The 14,959-nt window shown below is 74.5% G+C and carries 13 protein-coding genes; 10 read left to right on the top strand and 3 right to left on the bottom strand.

Annotated elements, in window-relative coordinates:
- The 5 genes from R3E88_00190 to gdhA all read left to right on the top strand — a co-directional run bounded on the left by R3E88_00190 (window position 1) and on the right by gdhA (window position 7,742).
- Window positions 1–1,170 (top strand): PEP-CTERM sorting domain-containing protein, encoded by a 1,170-nt coding sequence (locus R3E88_00190; GenBank protein ID MEZ4214868.1) that lies wholly within the window; start codon window positions 1–3, stop codon window positions 1,168–1,170.
- Window positions 1,171–1,841: 671 nt separating this feature from the next.
- Window positions 1,842–3,080, top strand: a complete 1,239-nt coding sequence (locus R3E88_00185; GenBank protein MEZ4214867.1) for a hypothetical protein — start codon at window positions 1,842–1,844, stop codon at window positions 3,078–3,080.
- An 18-nt stretch (window positions 3,081–3,098) separates the two neighbouring features.
- A complete protein-coding gene (gene pepP, locus R3E88_00180) occupies window positions 3,099–4,391 on the top strand; it encodes a Xaa-Pro aminopeptidase (protein MEZ4214866.1) in 1,293 nt (430 codons plus the stop codon).
- Window positions 4,392–4,431: 40 nt separating this feature from the next.
- Entirely contained in the window at window positions 4,432–6,381 is a 1,950-nt protein-coding gene (acs, locus tag R3E88_00175; GenBank protein MEZ4214865.1) for an acetate--CoA ligase, read from the top strand.
- Between the two features lie 8 nt (window positions 6,382–6,389).
- Window positions 6,390–7,742 (top strand): NADP-specific glutamate dehydrogenase, encoded by a 1,353-nt coding sequence (gene gdhA, locus R3E88_00170; GenBank protein MEZ4214864.1) that lies wholly within the window; start codon window positions 6,390–6,392, stop codon window positions 7,740–7,742.
- A gap of 12 nt (window positions 7,743–7,754) precedes the next feature.
- Here the strand turns inward: gdhA and R3E88_00165 are convergent, their stop codons facing one another.
- Window positions 7,755–8,492: a DUF3806 domain-containing protein gene (locus tag R3E88_00165; GenBank protein ID MEZ4214863.1), complete on the bottom strand. Its 738-nt coding sequence runs from the start codon at window positions 8,490–8,492 to the stop codon at window positions 7,755–7,757.
- A 52-nt stretch (window positions 8,493–8,544) separates the two neighbouring features.
- Here R3E88_00165 and R3E88_00160 point away from each other — a divergent pair, with 52 nt between their 5' ends.
- Window positions 8,545–9,099, top strand: coding sequence for a PaaI family thioesterase (locus R3E88_00160; protein ID MEZ4214862.1), 555 nt, complete (start codon window positions 8,545–8,547; stop codon window positions 9,097–9,099).
- Here R3E88_00160 and R3E88_00155 read toward each other — a convergent pair.
- Window positions 9,096–9,674, bottom strand: a complete 579-nt coding sequence (locus R3E88_00155; protein MEZ4214861.1) for a histidine phosphatase family protein — start codon at window positions 9,672–9,674, stop codon at window positions 9,096–9,098. The two genes, R3E88_00160 and R3E88_00155, sit on opposite strands and share 4 nt — an antisense overlap.
- A gap of 179 nt (window positions 9,675–9,853) precedes the next feature.
- Here R3E88_00155 and R3E88_00150 point away from each other — a divergent pair, with 179 nt between their 5' ends.
- The 3 genes from R3E88_00150 (at window position 9,854) to R3E88_00140 (ending at window position 12,879) form a co-directional block, all read left to right on the top strand.
- A complete protein-coding gene (locus R3E88_00150; GenBank protein MEZ4214860.1) occupies window positions 9,854–11,203 on the top strand; it encodes a M23 family metallopeptidase in 1,350 nt (449 codons plus the stop codon).
- Complete coding sequence (gene mutY / locus R3E88_00145; protein ID MEZ4214859.1) at window positions 11,200–12,303, top strand: A/G-specific adenine glycosylase; 1,104 nt, start codon at window positions 11,200–11,202, stop codon at window positions 12,301–12,303. Before R3E88_00150 ends, mutY begins: the two co-directional genes overlap by 4 nt.
- A 261-nt stretch (window positions 12,304–12,564) precedes the next feature.
- Window positions 12,565–12,879, top strand: a complete 315-nt coding sequence (locus R3E88_00140) for a Smr/MutS family protein (protein MEZ4214858.1) — start codon at window positions 12,565–12,567, stop codon at window positions 12,877–12,879.
- Window positions 12,880–12,943: 64 nt separating this feature from the next.
- Here R3E88_00140 and R3E88_00135 read toward each other — a convergent pair whose 3' ends face one another.
- Window positions 12,944–13,732: a hypothetical protein gene (locus R3E88_00135; GenBank protein ID MEZ4214857.1), complete on the bottom strand. Its 789-nt coding sequence runs from the start codon at window positions 13,730–13,732 to the stop codon at window positions 12,944–12,946.
- A gap of 133 nt (window positions 13,733–13,865) precedes the next feature.
- Here R3E88_00135 and aroC point away from each other — a divergent pair, with 133 nt between their 5' ends.
- On the top strand, window positions 13,866–14,951 hold the full coding sequence (gene aroC, locus R3E88_00130; GenBank protein ID MEZ4214856.1) for a chorismate synthase: 1,086 nt from the start codon (window positions 13,866–13,868) through the stop codon (window positions 14,949–14,951).
- Window positions 14,952–14,959: the final 8 nt, after the last annotated feature.

Here is a 14,959-nt window from a genome sequence, read left to right as displayed (position 1 = left end):
ATGCTCCGGCCGCGTTCGTGCCCGCTGCGCCGCATCGTCTCGCGGCTCCCGCTGCTCGGCGTGCTCGTCGGTCTCTCCATCTCACCTAACGAGGGTTCTGCAGTCTCGTTCACGGGGCTCGGGGATTTCGCGGGTGGGGCCTTCCACAGCGTTGCGCTCGCTGCGTCCGCCGACGGCTCCAGCGTCGTCGGCTACGGCACCAGTGCATCTGGATTCGAGGCGTTCCGCTGGACTTCGGGCGGTGGCATGGTCGGGCTCGGCGAGCTCGCCGGCGGACGCTCCCATAGCGTCGCCTACGGCGTGTCCGGCGATGGCTCGACCATCGTCGGCTACAGCATCAGCGCGTCCGCTGGCGAGGCGGTCCGCTGGACCGCGGGCGGAGGCATCGTCGAGCTCGGCGGCCTCACCACCTTCTTCATCGGTACCAGCGCGAACGACGCCTCTGCCGATGGCAACAGCATCGTCGGGTACAGAAGCAGCCCGTTCGGATCCGAGGCGTACCGCTGGACGGCGAGCGGCGGCATGGTCGGCCTCGGCGACCTCGCCGGCGGGAGCTCCAACAGCCTGGCCACGGGCATCTCCGCCGATGGCCTCACCGTCGTCGGCTACGGCACCAGTGCATCCGGAATCGAGGCGTTCCGCTGGACCGAGGGCGACGACATGATCGGGCTCGGTGATTTCGCCGGCGGGGACTACTTCAGCGTTGCCAACCGAGTGTCCGCCGATGGCTCCACGATCGTCGGTGCGGGCACGAGCGCATCCGGACTCGAGGCGTTCCGCTGGACGACGGCCGACGGCATGGTCGGCCTGGGCGACCTCGCCGGCGGCAGCTTCGACAGCGTCGCCTATGGCGTATCCGCCGATGGCGCGACGATCGTCGGCAAGGGCAGCAGCGCATCCGGAGACGAGGCGTTCCTGTGGACCGCCGGCGACGGGATGCGAGAGCTCGACGTCGTGCTCGGCTCACTCGGCGTCGATCTCGCGGGCTGGATCCTCTCCTACGCCTACGGAGTCTCGGCCGACGGAAGGACGATCGTCGGCTACGGCACCAACCCGAGTGGCTTCACCGAGGCATGGGTCGCCGTCATCCCCGAGCCGGGCACGGGCGCGCTCGCGGCCGTCGGGCTCGCGGCGCTCGCGGCTCGGTCGCGGCGTCGGCAACGGCGCTGAGTCGGCGCGGCGTGCGCACTCGCATCCGCTCTCTCGCTCGCGCCCGGAACGAAAAAGGCCCCGGCTGACCTTCAGCCGGGGCCCGTGGTTCGGGTAGATCTGTCTGGCGAGGAAGAGGGAAGGATGCGATCTGGGGGAAAGCGCCTTGGGTCTCGGGTCCTCGGCCAGGAAACCGACCGGGCCGGGGAACGCGCCCGTTTAATCCCCGACCCGGCCGTATCAGATCTCCTGACGGTCGGGGGCTAGAGCAGGATGCGTGCCAAGGCGTGGGCGCGGTGATCGCGGGCCAAGTCCGCGATTCATCGCGGTCCGGCGGCCCGGCCCGGCGCCGTCCTCTGCCAACCACGGATGCACCCACGACGAGTGCACCCTCCGGATGCGGGGCGACCCTGTCTCGGAAACATGTTCAGAATCGTATGTTTGGGATAGATGCCACATCCGGCGGCGGTGCCACTCGCGGCGGCGCCCTGGCCGGTCGGCGGTGCGGCGCGGTCATGGCGGGCGGGGCGACCTCGGGCGCGATCGCGTTCGCATTCCGGGTCCCACGCGCGGCCCGCGCGGCAACGGCGCGCGCCGCGACCGCCGCGGCGACGCTCGCTGCGGCCGGCGGGGCCCCGCTCGCTGCGACAGGCAGGGCCGCGCTCGCTGCGGCCGCCGCGGCCGCGCTCGGGTTGGGCCTGCTCGGAGCGGCGGGCGGCTGCGCCGGGCACGCCGCGACGCCGCCCGAGCCCGCACCGGCCGCGCGGCGCTCCTTCCACTTCCTCCCGCCCTCCATCCTCGAGAGCGCGAGCGAGCGGTACTGCGCCTGGTACGGCGAGGCGCGCGACGGCGTCCTCTACTTCGGGATGGCGCCGTTCTGGAGCGCGATGCGCGACGCGGGCGGCGACCCGTCGGGCGACCTGCGCGCGCCCGGCCCGCAGGCCGTCGGCCGCTTCGACCTGCGGAGCGAGCGCATGCTCGCGCCGCTCGACGTCGCTGCCGCGGCCGGCGCGCGCGCCGGGACGTGGGACGTGCTCCCGCACCCGAACGGCCGCGTCTACTTCACGACCTTCTTCGAGCCGGCGGGCTGGGTCGAGCCCGCGAGCGGCGCGGTCGTGCACCTGGGCGCGCTCGGGCTCGGGCTGAACGAGCTCGCGCTCGGGCCCGGCGGCGCCATCGGCGTGTCGCGCTACGGCGGCACGGGCGGCGACCCGGACGCGACCGGCTCGCTCGTCGTGTTCGCGCCCGACGGCGCGCTCGTGCTCGAGGCCCCGCTCGCGCCGCCCGACGGCTTCGTCGTCGCACCCAAGACGATCGCCTGGGATCCGGGCGGCGCGCGCTGGTGGATCGCGACCGACCTCGTCCGGCGGCGCGACGACGCGCCCGCGCCCGCATCGCTCCACCCCGCGATCGTGCTCGACGCGCACGGACGCGAACGGGCGCGCATCGAGGCCGACGCCGAAGGCCGCGAAGTCGAGCTCCAGTTCGTGCGCTTCGCACCCGCGCCCGCGCCGCAGGCGGGCAGAGGCGCGGGAGACGGCGCGGGCGTCGGCGCGCGCGGCGTCGGGGCGGTCGTGGTCGGCGACGAGCTGCGCCTCGCCGAGCTCGCGGGCGGCGCGGATCCGCACGCGCTCGTCGCGCCGGGCCGCGGCCTGCTCCTCGACGCGCACTTCCCGCGCGCGCTCGACTTCGTGCAGGACGTCGCGTTCGCGGGCGACGGCGCCGTGCTCGTGACGCGCTGGTCGGGCATCGTCCACGTCGTCCGCGAAGGCCGCGTCGAGTCGCTCCGCATGCCGCGTCACGCGAGCGCGCGCGACGGCGCCGCGGGGCTCTACTACGCAGCGGCGGCGACGCCCGCCGGCGACCTCTGCGCCACCGTGTGCGACGACGCCGTCGCCGTCGAGTGCGCGGCGGCCGCGCCGCCGCGATAGCGCGTGTAGACTCCGCGCGTGTTCGCCGAACGCCGACAGCGCGTCCTCGACGCGATGGGCCGGGACGCGGTCGCCGTCGTCGTCGGCGCGCGGCTCGCGACGCGCGCGAACGACACCGAGTACCCGTTCCGCCAGGACAGCGACTTCTGGTACCTCACGGGCTTCGACCATCCCGACGCCGTCGCCGTGCTGCGCACCGACGGCGGCCCGCCGTTCACGCTCTTCGTGCAGGCGCGCGAGAAGGAGGCCGAGATCTGGACGGGCTACCGCCCGGGCGTCGAGGGCGCGAAGGCCGACTTCGGCGCCGACGAGGCGTTCCCCGTCTCGGAGCTCGCGGACGAGATCCCGAAGTGCCTGGCGAAGGCGAAGCGCGTCTACCACCAGCTCGGCCGCGACGCGAAGCTCGACGCGCTCGTCGTCGGCGCGCTCGACTCGATGCGGCGCCGCTCGCGGCAGGGCGTCGTCGCGGCGCCCGGCATCCTCGACCCGCGCGAGCTCGTGCACGAGCTTCGCCTGTTCAAGAGCGAGGACGAGCTCGCGCGCATGCGGCGCGCGGCGGCCATCACCGCCGAGGCGCACCGCGAGGCCGCGCGGCTCGCGCGCGACGGCGTCTTCGAGTACGAGCTCGAGGCCGTGCTCGACTACACCTATCGACGGCGCGGCGGCTGGGGCCCGGCGTACGGCACGATCGTCGCCGGCGGCGCCAACGCCACCGTCCTCCACTACGTGCGCAACGACGCGCGCCTGCGCGCGGGCGACCTGGTGCTCGTCGACTCGGGCTGCGAGCTCGAGGGCTACGCCTCCGACGTCACGCGCACGTACCCGGTCGGCGGACGTTATTCGGCGCCGTGCCGCGCCGTGTACGAGGTGGTGCTCGAGGCGCAGCGCGCCGCGCTCGCACTGTGCCGGCCGGGCGCCACGCTGCCCGAGATCCACCGCGCGACGGTGCGCACGCTCGTCGAGGGGATGGTGTCGCTCGGCCTCCTGCACGGCACGGTCGACGACCTCGTCGCGAAGGAGGCGCACCGCGCCTACTACATGCACAACACCTCGCACTGGCTCGGCCTCGACGTCCACGACGCGGGCTCGTACACGAAGGGCGACGACGCGCGCCCGCTCGAGCCCGGGATGGTGTTCACGGTCGAGCCCGGGCTCTACGTGGCGAAGGACGACGCGAACGCGCCGGAGAGCCTGCGCGGCATCGGCGTGCGCATCGAGGACGACGTCGTCGTGACCGCGGACGGCTGCGAGAACCTCAACACCGCGATCCCGAAGCGCATCGACGAGGTCGAGGCCTGGATCGCAGGCTAGGCGAGAGCGCGCGAACCGCGGACGGGAGCACACCGACGACATGGCCGACATCGAGTCCCTGCTGAAGGAGAAGCGCGTCTTCAAGCCGTCGAAGGAGTTCGCGAAGGAGGCGAGCTGGAGCCGCAAGCAGGTCGCGGAGTACCGCGAGCTCGGGAAGAGCCCGCAGCGCTTCTGGGCGAAGATGGCGAAGGAGCACGTCTCCTGGTTCTCGCCCTGGAAGAAGGTGCTCGACTGGAAGCCGCCCTTCGCGAAGTGGTTCGTCGGCGGGAAGCTCAACGTCTCGTACAACTGCCTCGACCGGCACGTCGAGGGGCCGGGCGCGTGGCGGCGCAACAAGGCCGCGATCGTCTGGGAGGGCGAGCCGGGCGACACGCGCGTCCTCACGTACGGCGAGCTCCACCGCGAGGTGTGCAAGTTCGCGAACGTGCTGAAGGCGCAGGGCGTCGCGAAGGGCGACCGCGTCGCGCTCTACATGCCGATGATCCCCGAGCTCGCGATCGCGATGCTCGCCTGCACGCGCATCGGCGCGCCGCACTCGATCGTGTTCGGCGGCTTCTCGGCCGAGGCGCTGCGCGACCGCATCGAGGACGCGGGCGCGAAGGTCGTCGTCACGGCCGACGGCGGCTTCCGCAAGGGCGAGCCCTTCCCGCTCAAGCCCGCCGTCGACGCGGCGGTCGACGGCGCGTCGTGCGTCGAGCGCGTCATCGTCGTGCAGCGCACGAAGAGCGGCACGGCGATGAAGGCGGGGCGCGACCTGTGGTGGCACGACCTGATGGCCGAGGCGTCGGCCGACTGCAAGCCCGCGAAGCTCGACGCCGAGCACCCGCTCTTCATCCTGTACACGAGCGGCACGACGGGGAAGCCGAAGGGCATCCTGCACACGACGGGCGGCTACCTCACGCACGTCGCGACCACGCACAAGGCGATCTTCGACATCCGGGACAGCGACGTGTACTGGTGCACGGCCGACATCGGCTGGATCACCGGGCACAGCTACGTCGTGTACGGGCCGCTCGCGAACGGCGCGACGACGCTGATGTACGAGGGCACGCCGACGCACCCGGCGCCCGACCGCTGGTGGGACATCATCGAGCGCTGGCGCGTGAACGTCTTCTACACGGCGCCGACGGCGATCCGCACGTTCATCCGCCTCGGCGACTCGCTCCCGAAGAAGCACGACCTGTCGTCGCTGCGCCTGCTCGGCACGGTCGGCGAGCCGATCAACCCCGAGGCGTGGATCTGGTACCACGAGGTCATCGGCGGCAAGCGCTGCCCGATCGTCGACACGTGGTGGCAGACGGAGACGGGCGGGATCATGATCTCGCCGCTCCCCGGCGCCGTCGGCACCAAGCCGGGCTCGTGCACGCTGCCGTTCCCCGGCATCCACCCCGAGGTGCTCGGCGAGGACGGCAAGGTCGCGAAGCCGCCCGGCGGCGGCCTGCTCGTCCTGCGCAAGCCGTGGCCCGGCATGCTGCGCGGCATCTGGGGCGACCCGGCGCGCTTCCGCGAGACCTACTGGTCGAAGTTCGAGAACACCTACTTCGCGGGCGACGGCGCGCACCGCGACGGCGACGGCTACTTCTGGGTGATGGGGCGCGTCGACGACGTGATGAACGTGTCGGGGCACCGCATCGGAACGATGGAGGTCGAGAGCGCACTCGTGTCGCACGACGTGGTCGCCGAGGCCGCCGTCGTCGGACGACCCGACGACATCACGGGGACGGCGATCGTGGCCTTCGTCACCCCGATCGGCGGCACGCACGCCGACGATGCGCTCGCCGCCGACCTGCGCAAGCACGTGACGAAGGAGATCGGCGCGATCGCGCGCCCCTCCGAGATCCGCTTCACCGAGGCGCTGCCCAAGACGCGCTCCGGCAAGATCATGCGCCGGCTGCTGCGCGACATCGCCGCCGGCAAGGAGACCGTCGGCGACACGACGACGCTCGAGGACTACAGCGTGCTCGCCAGGCTGCGCGCGCACGAGGACTAGGAGGCGCGATGCCGGAGAGCGGTGCGCTCGAATCCCTGATGCGCGAGGTCGCGGCGCGCAACCCCGGCGAGACCGAGTTCCACCAGGCCGTGCACGAGGTGATGTCGGACGTCGTGCCGTTCCTCGAGGCGCATCGCGAGTACGACCGCGACGCCATCCTCGAACGCCTCACCGAGCCCGACCGCGTCATCTCGTTCCGCGTCACGTGGGAGGACGACGAGGGCCGCGCGCACGTGAACCGCGGCTACCGCGTGCAGTGGAGCAACGCGATCGGCCCGTACAAGGGCGGCCTGCGCTTCCACCCGAGCGTCACGCAGAGCGTGCTCAAGTTCCTCGCCTTCGAGCAGACGTTCAAGAACTCGCTCACGACGCTCCCGATGGGCGGCGGGAAGGGCGGCTCGGACTTCGACCCGAAGGGCAGGAGCGACCGCGAGGTCATGCGCTTCTGCCAGGCGTTCATGACCGAGCTCTTCCGCCACGTCGGCGCGACGACCGACGTGCCGGCCGGCGACATCGGCGTCGGCGCGCGCGAGATCTCCTTCCTGTTCGGGCAGTACAAGCGTCTCTCGAACCGCTTCACGGGCGCGATCACCGGCAAGGGGCTCGCGTTCGGCGGCAGCCTCGTGCGCACCGAGGCGACGGGCTACGGCGCCGTCTACTTCGCCGAGAACATGCTCGCGGCGCGCCGCGACGGCCTCGCCGACAAGGTCTGCGCGATCTCGGGCTCGGGGAACGTCGCGCAGTACGCGGCCGAGAAGCTGATGCAGCTCGGCGCGAAGGTCGTCACGATGTCGGACTCGTCGGGCTACGTGTACGACGCCGACGGCTTCGACGAGGAGAAGCTCGGCTTCGTGATCGACCTCAAGACGCGGCGCCGCGGGCGCATCTCGGAGTACGCGAAGGAGTTCGGCGCCGAGTTCCACGAGGGCGAGCGTCCGTGGCGCGTGCCGTGCCAGCTCGCCTTCCCGTGCGCGACGCAGAACGAGCTCGACGAGGACGACGCGCGCGCGCTCGCGTCGAACGGCGCCATCGCCGTCATCGAGGGCGCCAACATGCCGACGACGCCGGCGGCCGTCTCCGTGCTGCGCGACGCGCGCGTCGCGTTCGCGCCCGGAAAGGCCGCGAACGCGGGCGGCGTCGCCGTCTCCGGCCTCGAGCAGACGCAGAACATGCTGCGCACGACGTGGACGCGCGAGGAGGTCGACCTCGAGCTGCGCCGCATCATGAAGCACATCCACGAGCAGTGCGTGACGATGGGGCAGCCGCGCGACGCGTCCGCGCCCGTCGACTACGCGCGCGGCGCGAACGTCGCGGGCTTCCGCAAGGTGGCCGACGCGATGCTCGCCTACGGGCTCGTCTAGCCGCGCGCCCGCCTAACGTCCGGCCGCGGCCTCGCCCTCTGCAGCGGCGCGCAGGCGCGCGACCGCCTCCGCGGTCTCGCGGTAGAGCGCGTCGACGTCGACCGCGCCGTAGCGCGGGCCGCCGTCGTCGAGCAGGCCCTCGTCGCGCGAGCGCGCGTGCGCGCCGTAGCGCCGCGAGATCATCGTGACGGGGAAGAACCAGTTGCCGGTCTTCCCGAGCCGCAGCGCGCGCGAGCGGCCGAGGTCGTCGTCGACGATCGCCCACTCGAGCCCGAGCTGCTCGGCCATCACGTCGCCCAGCACGACGCCGAGCGCCTGCTGCGCGTACGCGTCCGTCGGCGCGACGACGTGCGCGTCGACGAGCTGCTGGAGGATGGGGAGGTCCTCGAGCGCGCCGCCGCGCGGCGCGAGGCCGACGTGCTCGCGCGCGAGCTCGCGCACGAGCGCGCGCTGCTCGTCGAGCGACGCGCGGTCGTCGGGCGAGAGCGCCGCGGACGCGTCGTCCTCGCTCTCGCGGAAGCGCGGGAACATGTCGCGCGCGGCCTCGCGCAACGCCGCCTCGCGCGGGCTCGCGCGTTCGGCCGTGCGCGCGCCGAAGCTCTGCGCATTCCAGTACGCGGCGGCGAGGCCGACGACGGCGAGCGCGTAGACGACCATCTGGCGGCGCGCGGCCACCTCGCGCCGCCGCCGTCGCTCCGCGCGCCGCGCGCGCGCGGCCTCGCTCTCGTCTCCGTCCGTCGTCCGCTTCATCGCCACCGGCCCCGCTGCGCGGCCGTGCGCGCGTTCCCTACGATGCGGCGCCATGGACGCCGACCGCAACTCCGCCGATTCCTCGGACTCCGCGCGCAGCGCCGACGGCGCGGTCGTCGCGCCGCACGGCGTCGTCCTGCTCGACGACCCCGACAACCTCTGCTTCGGCTGCAGCCCGTTCAACGAGCGCGGGCTGCGGCTCGTGTGGCGTCGCGCCGGCGGCGAGGTGCGCGCGCGCTACACGGCCGACGCGCTGCTGCGCGGCGCGCCCGGCGTCGTGCACGGCGGCATCCAGGCGACCCTGCTCGACGAGACGCTCGGCGTCGCCATCCACCAGGCGATCGGCGACCCGTCCGACCTCCATCTCGTGACGGCCGACTTCGAGCTGCGCTACCGGCGACCCGCGCCGACGGCAACGCCGCTCGAGCTCGTCGGCCGGCTCGACCGCCGCGAGGGCCGCAGCTACTTCGCGTCGGGCGAGATCCTCGCGCTCGACGGCACGGTGCTCACGCGGGCGACGGCGCGCTGGGTCGCGGTACCGGTGGCGGCTCCGGAACGTGCGCTCACGCCGGTGCCCGGCGGGCGCACGGACGCGAGCGACGCCTAACGAGCGCCGAGCTCGCGGCACGTCCAGCCGCCCTTCGGATCGCGCCGGAGCAGGACGCCCGCGCCGAGCGCGATCGGCCCGCCCTCCCAGCGCTCGCCGGTGAGCTCCTCGGCGATCGCGCGGATCACGCCGTGGTGGAGCGCGCCGACGACCGAGTGCAGCCCGCGCGCCGCGACGCGCGCGAGCCCGCGAGACACGCGCGCGCGGAAGGCGGCGCGGTGCTCGCCGCCCGGGAAGGCGAAGTCGTCGCTGCGCTCCTGCCAGTGCCGGAAGCCCGGCGGATCCTGCGCGGCGATCTCCTCGGCCGTGAGCCCCTCCCACTCGCCGAAGTCGATCTCGCGGAGCTCCTCGACGATCTCGATCGGCGCGTGGGGAAAGAGGATGCGCGTCGCCTGCCACGAGCGCTGGAGGGGGCTCGCGATGGCGAGGTCGAAGCCCTGGTCGGGAAGCCGGCGCCGGGCCGCGCGCATCTGCGCGCGGCCCGCGTCGGAGAGAGCGACGTCGGTCGAGCCGTGGTAGCGGACGCTCGACTCGCCGTCCGTTTCACCGTGTCGCACGAGCGCGAGACGTTGCATGCGTCGTCCTCCGGCCTTCGGACGCCCTGCGCGCCGCGCGCGTTCCCGCGCGCGCCGACCGAGGGGCGCATCGGGTGCAGATCCGGCGCGAGCATGACTCACGCGTGCGCTCCTTTCGAGGCGCGGCGCGAGCGATAGACTCGCGCGCACTCGCGAACGAACGTCCGGAGGGGGGAACCGTGCGCAAGCTCCTGCTGCTTCTCGTGCTCGCCGCGATCGCGGGCGGCGCCGTGTTCGCCTGGCCGCGGCTCGAAGGCGAGGCGCCGACCATCACGGCCCCCGCGCGCGTCGCGCTCGGCACCGGCGGCGCGCGCGTCGAGGTCGAGTGGGCGGACGCGCAGACGGGCCTGCGCAGCGTCGAGGCGTTCCTCGAGGTCGACACCGATGCGCGCCCGCTGCTGACGCGCTCGCTCCACGCGCGCGCCTGGCCCGGCGCGCTGCTCGCGGGCGCGGCGGACAGGCAGACGAACGAACGCGTCGAGATCGCGCTCGACCCGAAGACACTCGCCGTTCCCGACGGCCCCGCCACGCTCGTGCTCCGCGCGAGCGACTGGGCGTGGTCGGACTTCTTCGCCGGCAACCAGGCGGAGCTCCGCGTGCCGGTCGTCGTCGACACCGCGCCGCCGCGCATCGCCTCCGACACGGGCCTCACCTACGCGACGCGCGGCGGCTCGGCGGTCGCGGTCTACCGCGTGAGCGCCGACACCGTCCGCCACGGCGTGCGCGTCGGCGACGCGTTCTTCGCGGGCACGACGCTCGCCGACGACCGCGAGGCCTGCATCTATGCACTGCCGATCGATGTCGAGCCGGGCACCGTGCCCGTCGTCGTCGCGACCGACGAGGCCGGCAACGAGGCGACGGTGCGGCTCGCCGTGCGCGTCAAGGACGTTTCGTTCCCGACCGTCCCGATCTCGCTGTCGCAGCGCTTCCTCGACAACGTCGCCGCCGAGTTCGGCGACGGCGGCGACGCGGTCGCGACCTTCCGCCGCGTCAACGAGGAGCTGCGCGTCACGAGCGAGCAGACCATCCGCGGCGCGGTCGGCGCGCCCACGCCCCGCCGCTTCCGCGGCGCCTTCGAGCAGATGGCGAACTCGAAGGTGACGAGCGACTTCGCCGAGCTGCGCCACTACACGGTCGACGGGCAGCGCGTCTCGCAGGCGCGGCACTACGGCTTCGACCTCGCGTCGACCGCGCACGCGCCGATCACGGCGTCGAACGACGGCGTCGTCGTGTTCGCCGGCCCGAACGGCATCTACGGCAACCTCGTGATGCTCGACCACGGGCTCGGCGTGACGTCGCTCTACGGGCACCTGTCGTCGATCGACGTCGCGGTGGGCGACGACGTCCTGAAGGGGCGGGAGCTCGGCCGCTCGGGCGCGACCGGGCTCGCCGGCGGCGACCACCTCCACTTCGCGATCCTCGTCGGCGCGACCTACGTCGACCCGCGCGAGTGGTGGGACGCGAAGTGGGTGCGCGAGCACGTCGACGCGCTGATCGCGCCCGACGCGCTCGCCTCGACCGGGCCGTGAGCGACGCGCGCGAGGCGGGTGCGCGCCGCGCGCGCACGCGGCGCCTGCGCGCGGCGCTGCTGCGCTGGTACGACGCGAACCGGCGCGACCTCCCGTGGCGCCGCACGCGCGACCCGTATGCCATCTGGATCTCCGAGACGATGCTCCAGCAGACGCGCGTCGAGACGGTGATCCCGTACTACGAGCGCTTCCTCGCCCGTTTCCCGACCGTCAAGGATCTCGCGACCGCGGACGAGGACGACGTCTTCGCGCACTGGGCGGGGCTCGGGTACTACTCGCGCGCGCGCAACCTGCAGCGCGCGGCGCGCGAGGTCGCGTTCGCGCACGGCGGCGCGTTCCCGCGCACCGCGGAGGCGCTGCGCGCGCTGCCCGGCATCGGCCCCTACACGGCGGGCGCGCTGGCGTCGATCGCGTTCGACGCACCCGAGGCGATCGTCGACGGCAACGTCGTGCGCGTGCTCGCGCGCCTCGACGGCGTCCGCGACGACACGGCGCGCAAGCCCGTGATGGACGCGCTCTGGGAGCGCGCGGGCGAGCTCGCGCGCGGCGAGCGCCCGGGCGACCTGAACCAGGCGCTGATGGAGCTCGGCGCGCTCGTGTGCACGCCGCGCTCGCCGCGCTGCCTGGTGTGCCCCGTCGCGAAGACGTGCGACGCGCGCGCGCACGGCGACGCCGACGCGCTGCCGGTGAAGACGCGGCGGACGACGCAGACGCCGATCGAGGCCGTGTGCGCGTGGGCGCCGCGGCGCGGGCGCGTGCTGGTCACGAAGCGCCCGGCTGCGGGGCTCATGGCGGGCATGTGGGAGCTCGCGGGCGGCGACCTCGCGCCCGGTGAGGCGCCGGCCGACGGCCTGCACCGCGCGCTGCGCGAGCGCACGGGCCTCGCCGTCGCGCGGGTGCGCTTGCTAGGCGAGGTGTCGCACACCTTCTCGCACCGCGTGCTCCGCCTCCACGTCTTCGCGGCCGACGCGCCGCGCGGGCGCGTTCGACTCGACGGCCCGCAGGCGCACCGCTGGGCGACGCCCGCCGAGCTCGACGCGCTCGCGATCGGCGCCGCGACGCGCAAGGCGATCGCGCTCGCGCGCGCGACCGCCGACTAGCGTCCCGCGATGACTGCGCGCCGCACGCCGCCCTCCGACGACTTCGCGCGCGCGGTCGGCGACGCGAAGCCGCTGCCCAGGGGGCCCGAGCGCGTGCGCGCGCGAAAGCCCCCCGCGGCGCCGGCGGGCGCAGGTGCGCGGGAGCGGGAGCGGGAGCGGGAGCGGGAGCGGACGACGCGCTCGCGCGGCGCTGCGGGCGGCGCGTCCGACGCGTTCGCACGCGAAGACGCCGACGACCCCCGCCTCGCGCGCCGCGCGAGCGTGAAGGCGCGGACGTTCGCGCGCCTGTGCAGCGGTGCGCTCGCGCCGACGCGCGAGGTCGACCTGCACGGGCTGCGCGCCGCGGCCGCGCGCGAGCGCGTGCGGCGGGAGGTCGCCGCCGCCGCGGCGGCCGGACAGGCCGTCGTGCGCATCGTCCACGGGCGCGGCCGGCGGGGCGGCGGCTTCGCCGTGCTGCGCGCCGAGCTCCCCGAGTGGCTCGCGGCGCTGCCGCGCGTGCTCGCGTTCGCCCCGTCGCCGGGCGGCGAGGCGCAGGCCGACGGCGCGCTCGTCGTGCTCGTCCGCACGGGCGACTAGCGAAGCGCGCCGACGCTCGGGTGCGAGGCGCCCGGCCGTCGCACGCGGCGGCGCGGCGCCCGCCTCAGTCGCCCACCGCGGCCGTGCACGGCGACGAGGAGCTCGGCGACCCGTCGCGCGGGAAGCGACACGCGAGCCGGATCTTCTTGCGCGGGCTCGCGGCGATCGAGGCGGCGAGCGTACCGTGGCCCGGCGTGTGCGACGTGGTGCGCCAGGAGCACAGCGCGTCGTCCGCGTCTGCCACGCACTCCTCGGGAACCGCGCCGACGACGCCCACCACGGCGTCGAGCGTGCGCGCGCTCCCGAGCTCCGCGAGCGCCTGCGCGCGCGCTTCGCGCGCGCGCTCGTTCTCCGCTTGCTGCTTCAGGCCGCGCTTGCCGTAGCGGCGCAGCGCGACGAACTCCTCGCGGTTCGAGCGCCGCGGGAACGCCTCGCAGCCGCGCGCCACGCGCGCTCCGCTCTCGCGCTCGAAGCGGCACACGAGCCCGACGCGCGCGTCCGTGCGGATCGCGCGCGCGAGCGGCCGCCACGCGGCGTCGCGGTCGCCGAAGTGCCACTCGCAGAGCTCGGTGCGGTCGCCGGGCAGCGCCGCGCAGCGCACGGGGGGCCGACCGAGCGCAGCGATCGCACTCGCGCGGTCGCGCCCGAGCTCGAGGAGCCCGTCGTCGACCGGCTCGGCCGAGACGACGCCCGCGGCGAGGACCGCGGCGACGAGTACCGCGAGCAGCGGGAGCGGCGCGGAGGCGCTCGCGCGCAGCCCGCGGCGCGCGCCCGCGCGCGGGCAGCTGCGGTCGGGCGCTCCGCGCGAGGCGCGGCGCGCCACGGAGGGCGACGGGGCGGCGGGCGACGACATGGCGCTGTGGACCTCGGGTGGGCGCCGCGCGGTGACGCGGCCCGTGCGCCATCCTCGCACGCGAGGCGGCGGGGCGCGGTACTCTCCGCGCCTCGATTCGCCCTCGTCCTCCCCGCCGTGGAGCCCATTCCTCTTGAGCAGCTCGTTCGGCCGCGCCTTCCGCATCACGACCTTCGGCGAGTCGCACGGCGGCGGCGTCGGCGTCGTCGTCGACGGCTGCCCGCCGCGGCTCGCGCTCGACGTGGCGGAGATCCAGCGCGATCTCGATCGACGGCGCCCCGGGCAGAGTCGGCTCACGACGCCGCGACAGGAGGCCGACCGGGCGGAGATCCTCTCGGGCCTGTTCGAGGGCCGCACGCTCGGCACGCCGATCGCGATCCTCGTGCGCAACACCGATGCGCGGCCGAGCGCCTACGAGCACATGAAGGACGTCTACCGCCCGTCGCACGCCGACTTCACCTACGAGGCGAAGTACGGCATCCGCAACTGGCAGGGCGGTGGGCGCGCGAGCGCGAGAGAGACGATCGGGCGCGTCGCGGCGGGCGCGGTGGCGCGCAAGCTCCTGCGCGAGGTCGCCGGCATCGAGGTGCTCGCGTGGGTGTCGCGCGTGCACGAGGTCGAGGCGAAGGTCGACCCCGCGAGCGCGACGCTCGCGCAGGTCGAGGCGAACGAGGTGCGCTGCCCGGACGCCGAGGCCGCGCGCGAGATGGCGGAGCGCATCGACGCCGCGCGCCGCGCGGGCGACTCGCTCGGCGGCGTCGTCGAGTGCGTCGCGCGCAACGTGCCGCCCGGGCTCGGCGAGCCCGTCTTCGACAAGCTCGACGCGCAGCTCGCGCACGCGATGCTCTCGCTCCCGGCCGCGAAGGGGTTCGAGATCGGCAGCGGCTTCGCGGGCACGCGCATGACGGGCCTCGCGCACAACGACCCGTTCGTCCCGGGCGAGGGCGGCGCGCCGCGCGCGCCGAGCAACCGCAGCGGCGGCGTGCAGGGCGGCATCAGCAACGGCGAGCCCATCGTGCTGCGCGTCGCGTTCAAGCCGACGGCCACGATCGCGAGCGCGCAGCAGACGGTCGATCGCGCGGGCCACGCCGTCGTACTCGAGGCGCAGGGCCGCCACGACCCGTGCGTGCTCCCGCGCGCCGTCCCGCTCGTCGAGGCGATGACGTGTCTCGTGCTCGCCGACGACTGGCTCCGCCAGCGCGCGAACGAGGTGCTCTAGCGCGCGCC

It is taken from the genome of Myxococcota bacterium, assembly GCA_041389495.1.
Taxonomy (GTDB): Bacteria; Myxococcota_A; UBA9160; order UBA9160; family UBA4427; genus JAWKRT01.
This window is presented reverse-complemented; position numbering and strand designations above follow the sequence as displayed.

Coding starts and splice junctions, on each gene's coding strand:
- R3E88_00165 (MEZ4214863.1), bottom strand. CDS start 8,492: ATGAAGCGGACGACGGACGGAGACGAGAGCGAGGCCGCGCGCGCGCGG.
- R3E88_00135 (MEZ4214857.1), bottom strand. CDS start 13,732: ATGTCGTCGCCCGCCGCCCCGTCGCCCTCCGTGGCGCGCCGCGCCTCG.
- R3E88_00160 (MEZ4214862.1), top strand. CDS start 8,545: ATGGACGCCGACCGCAACTCCGCCGATTCCTCGGACTCCGCGCGCAGC.
- gdhA (MEZ4214864.1), top strand. CDS start 6,390: ATGCCGGAGAGCGGTGCGCTCGAATCCCTGATGCGCGAGGTCGCGGCG.
- R3E88_00155 (MEZ4214861.1), bottom strand. CDS start 9,674: ATGCAACGTCTCGCGCTCGTGCGACACGGTGAAACGGACGGCGAGTCG.
- R3E88_00190 (MEZ4214868.1), top strand. CDS start 1: ATGCTCCGGCCGCGTTCGTGCCCGCTGCGCCGCATCGTCTCGCGGCTC.
- acs (MEZ4214865.1), top strand. CDS start 4,432: ATGGCCGACATCGAGTCCCTGCTGAAGGAGAAGCGCGTCTTCAAGCCG.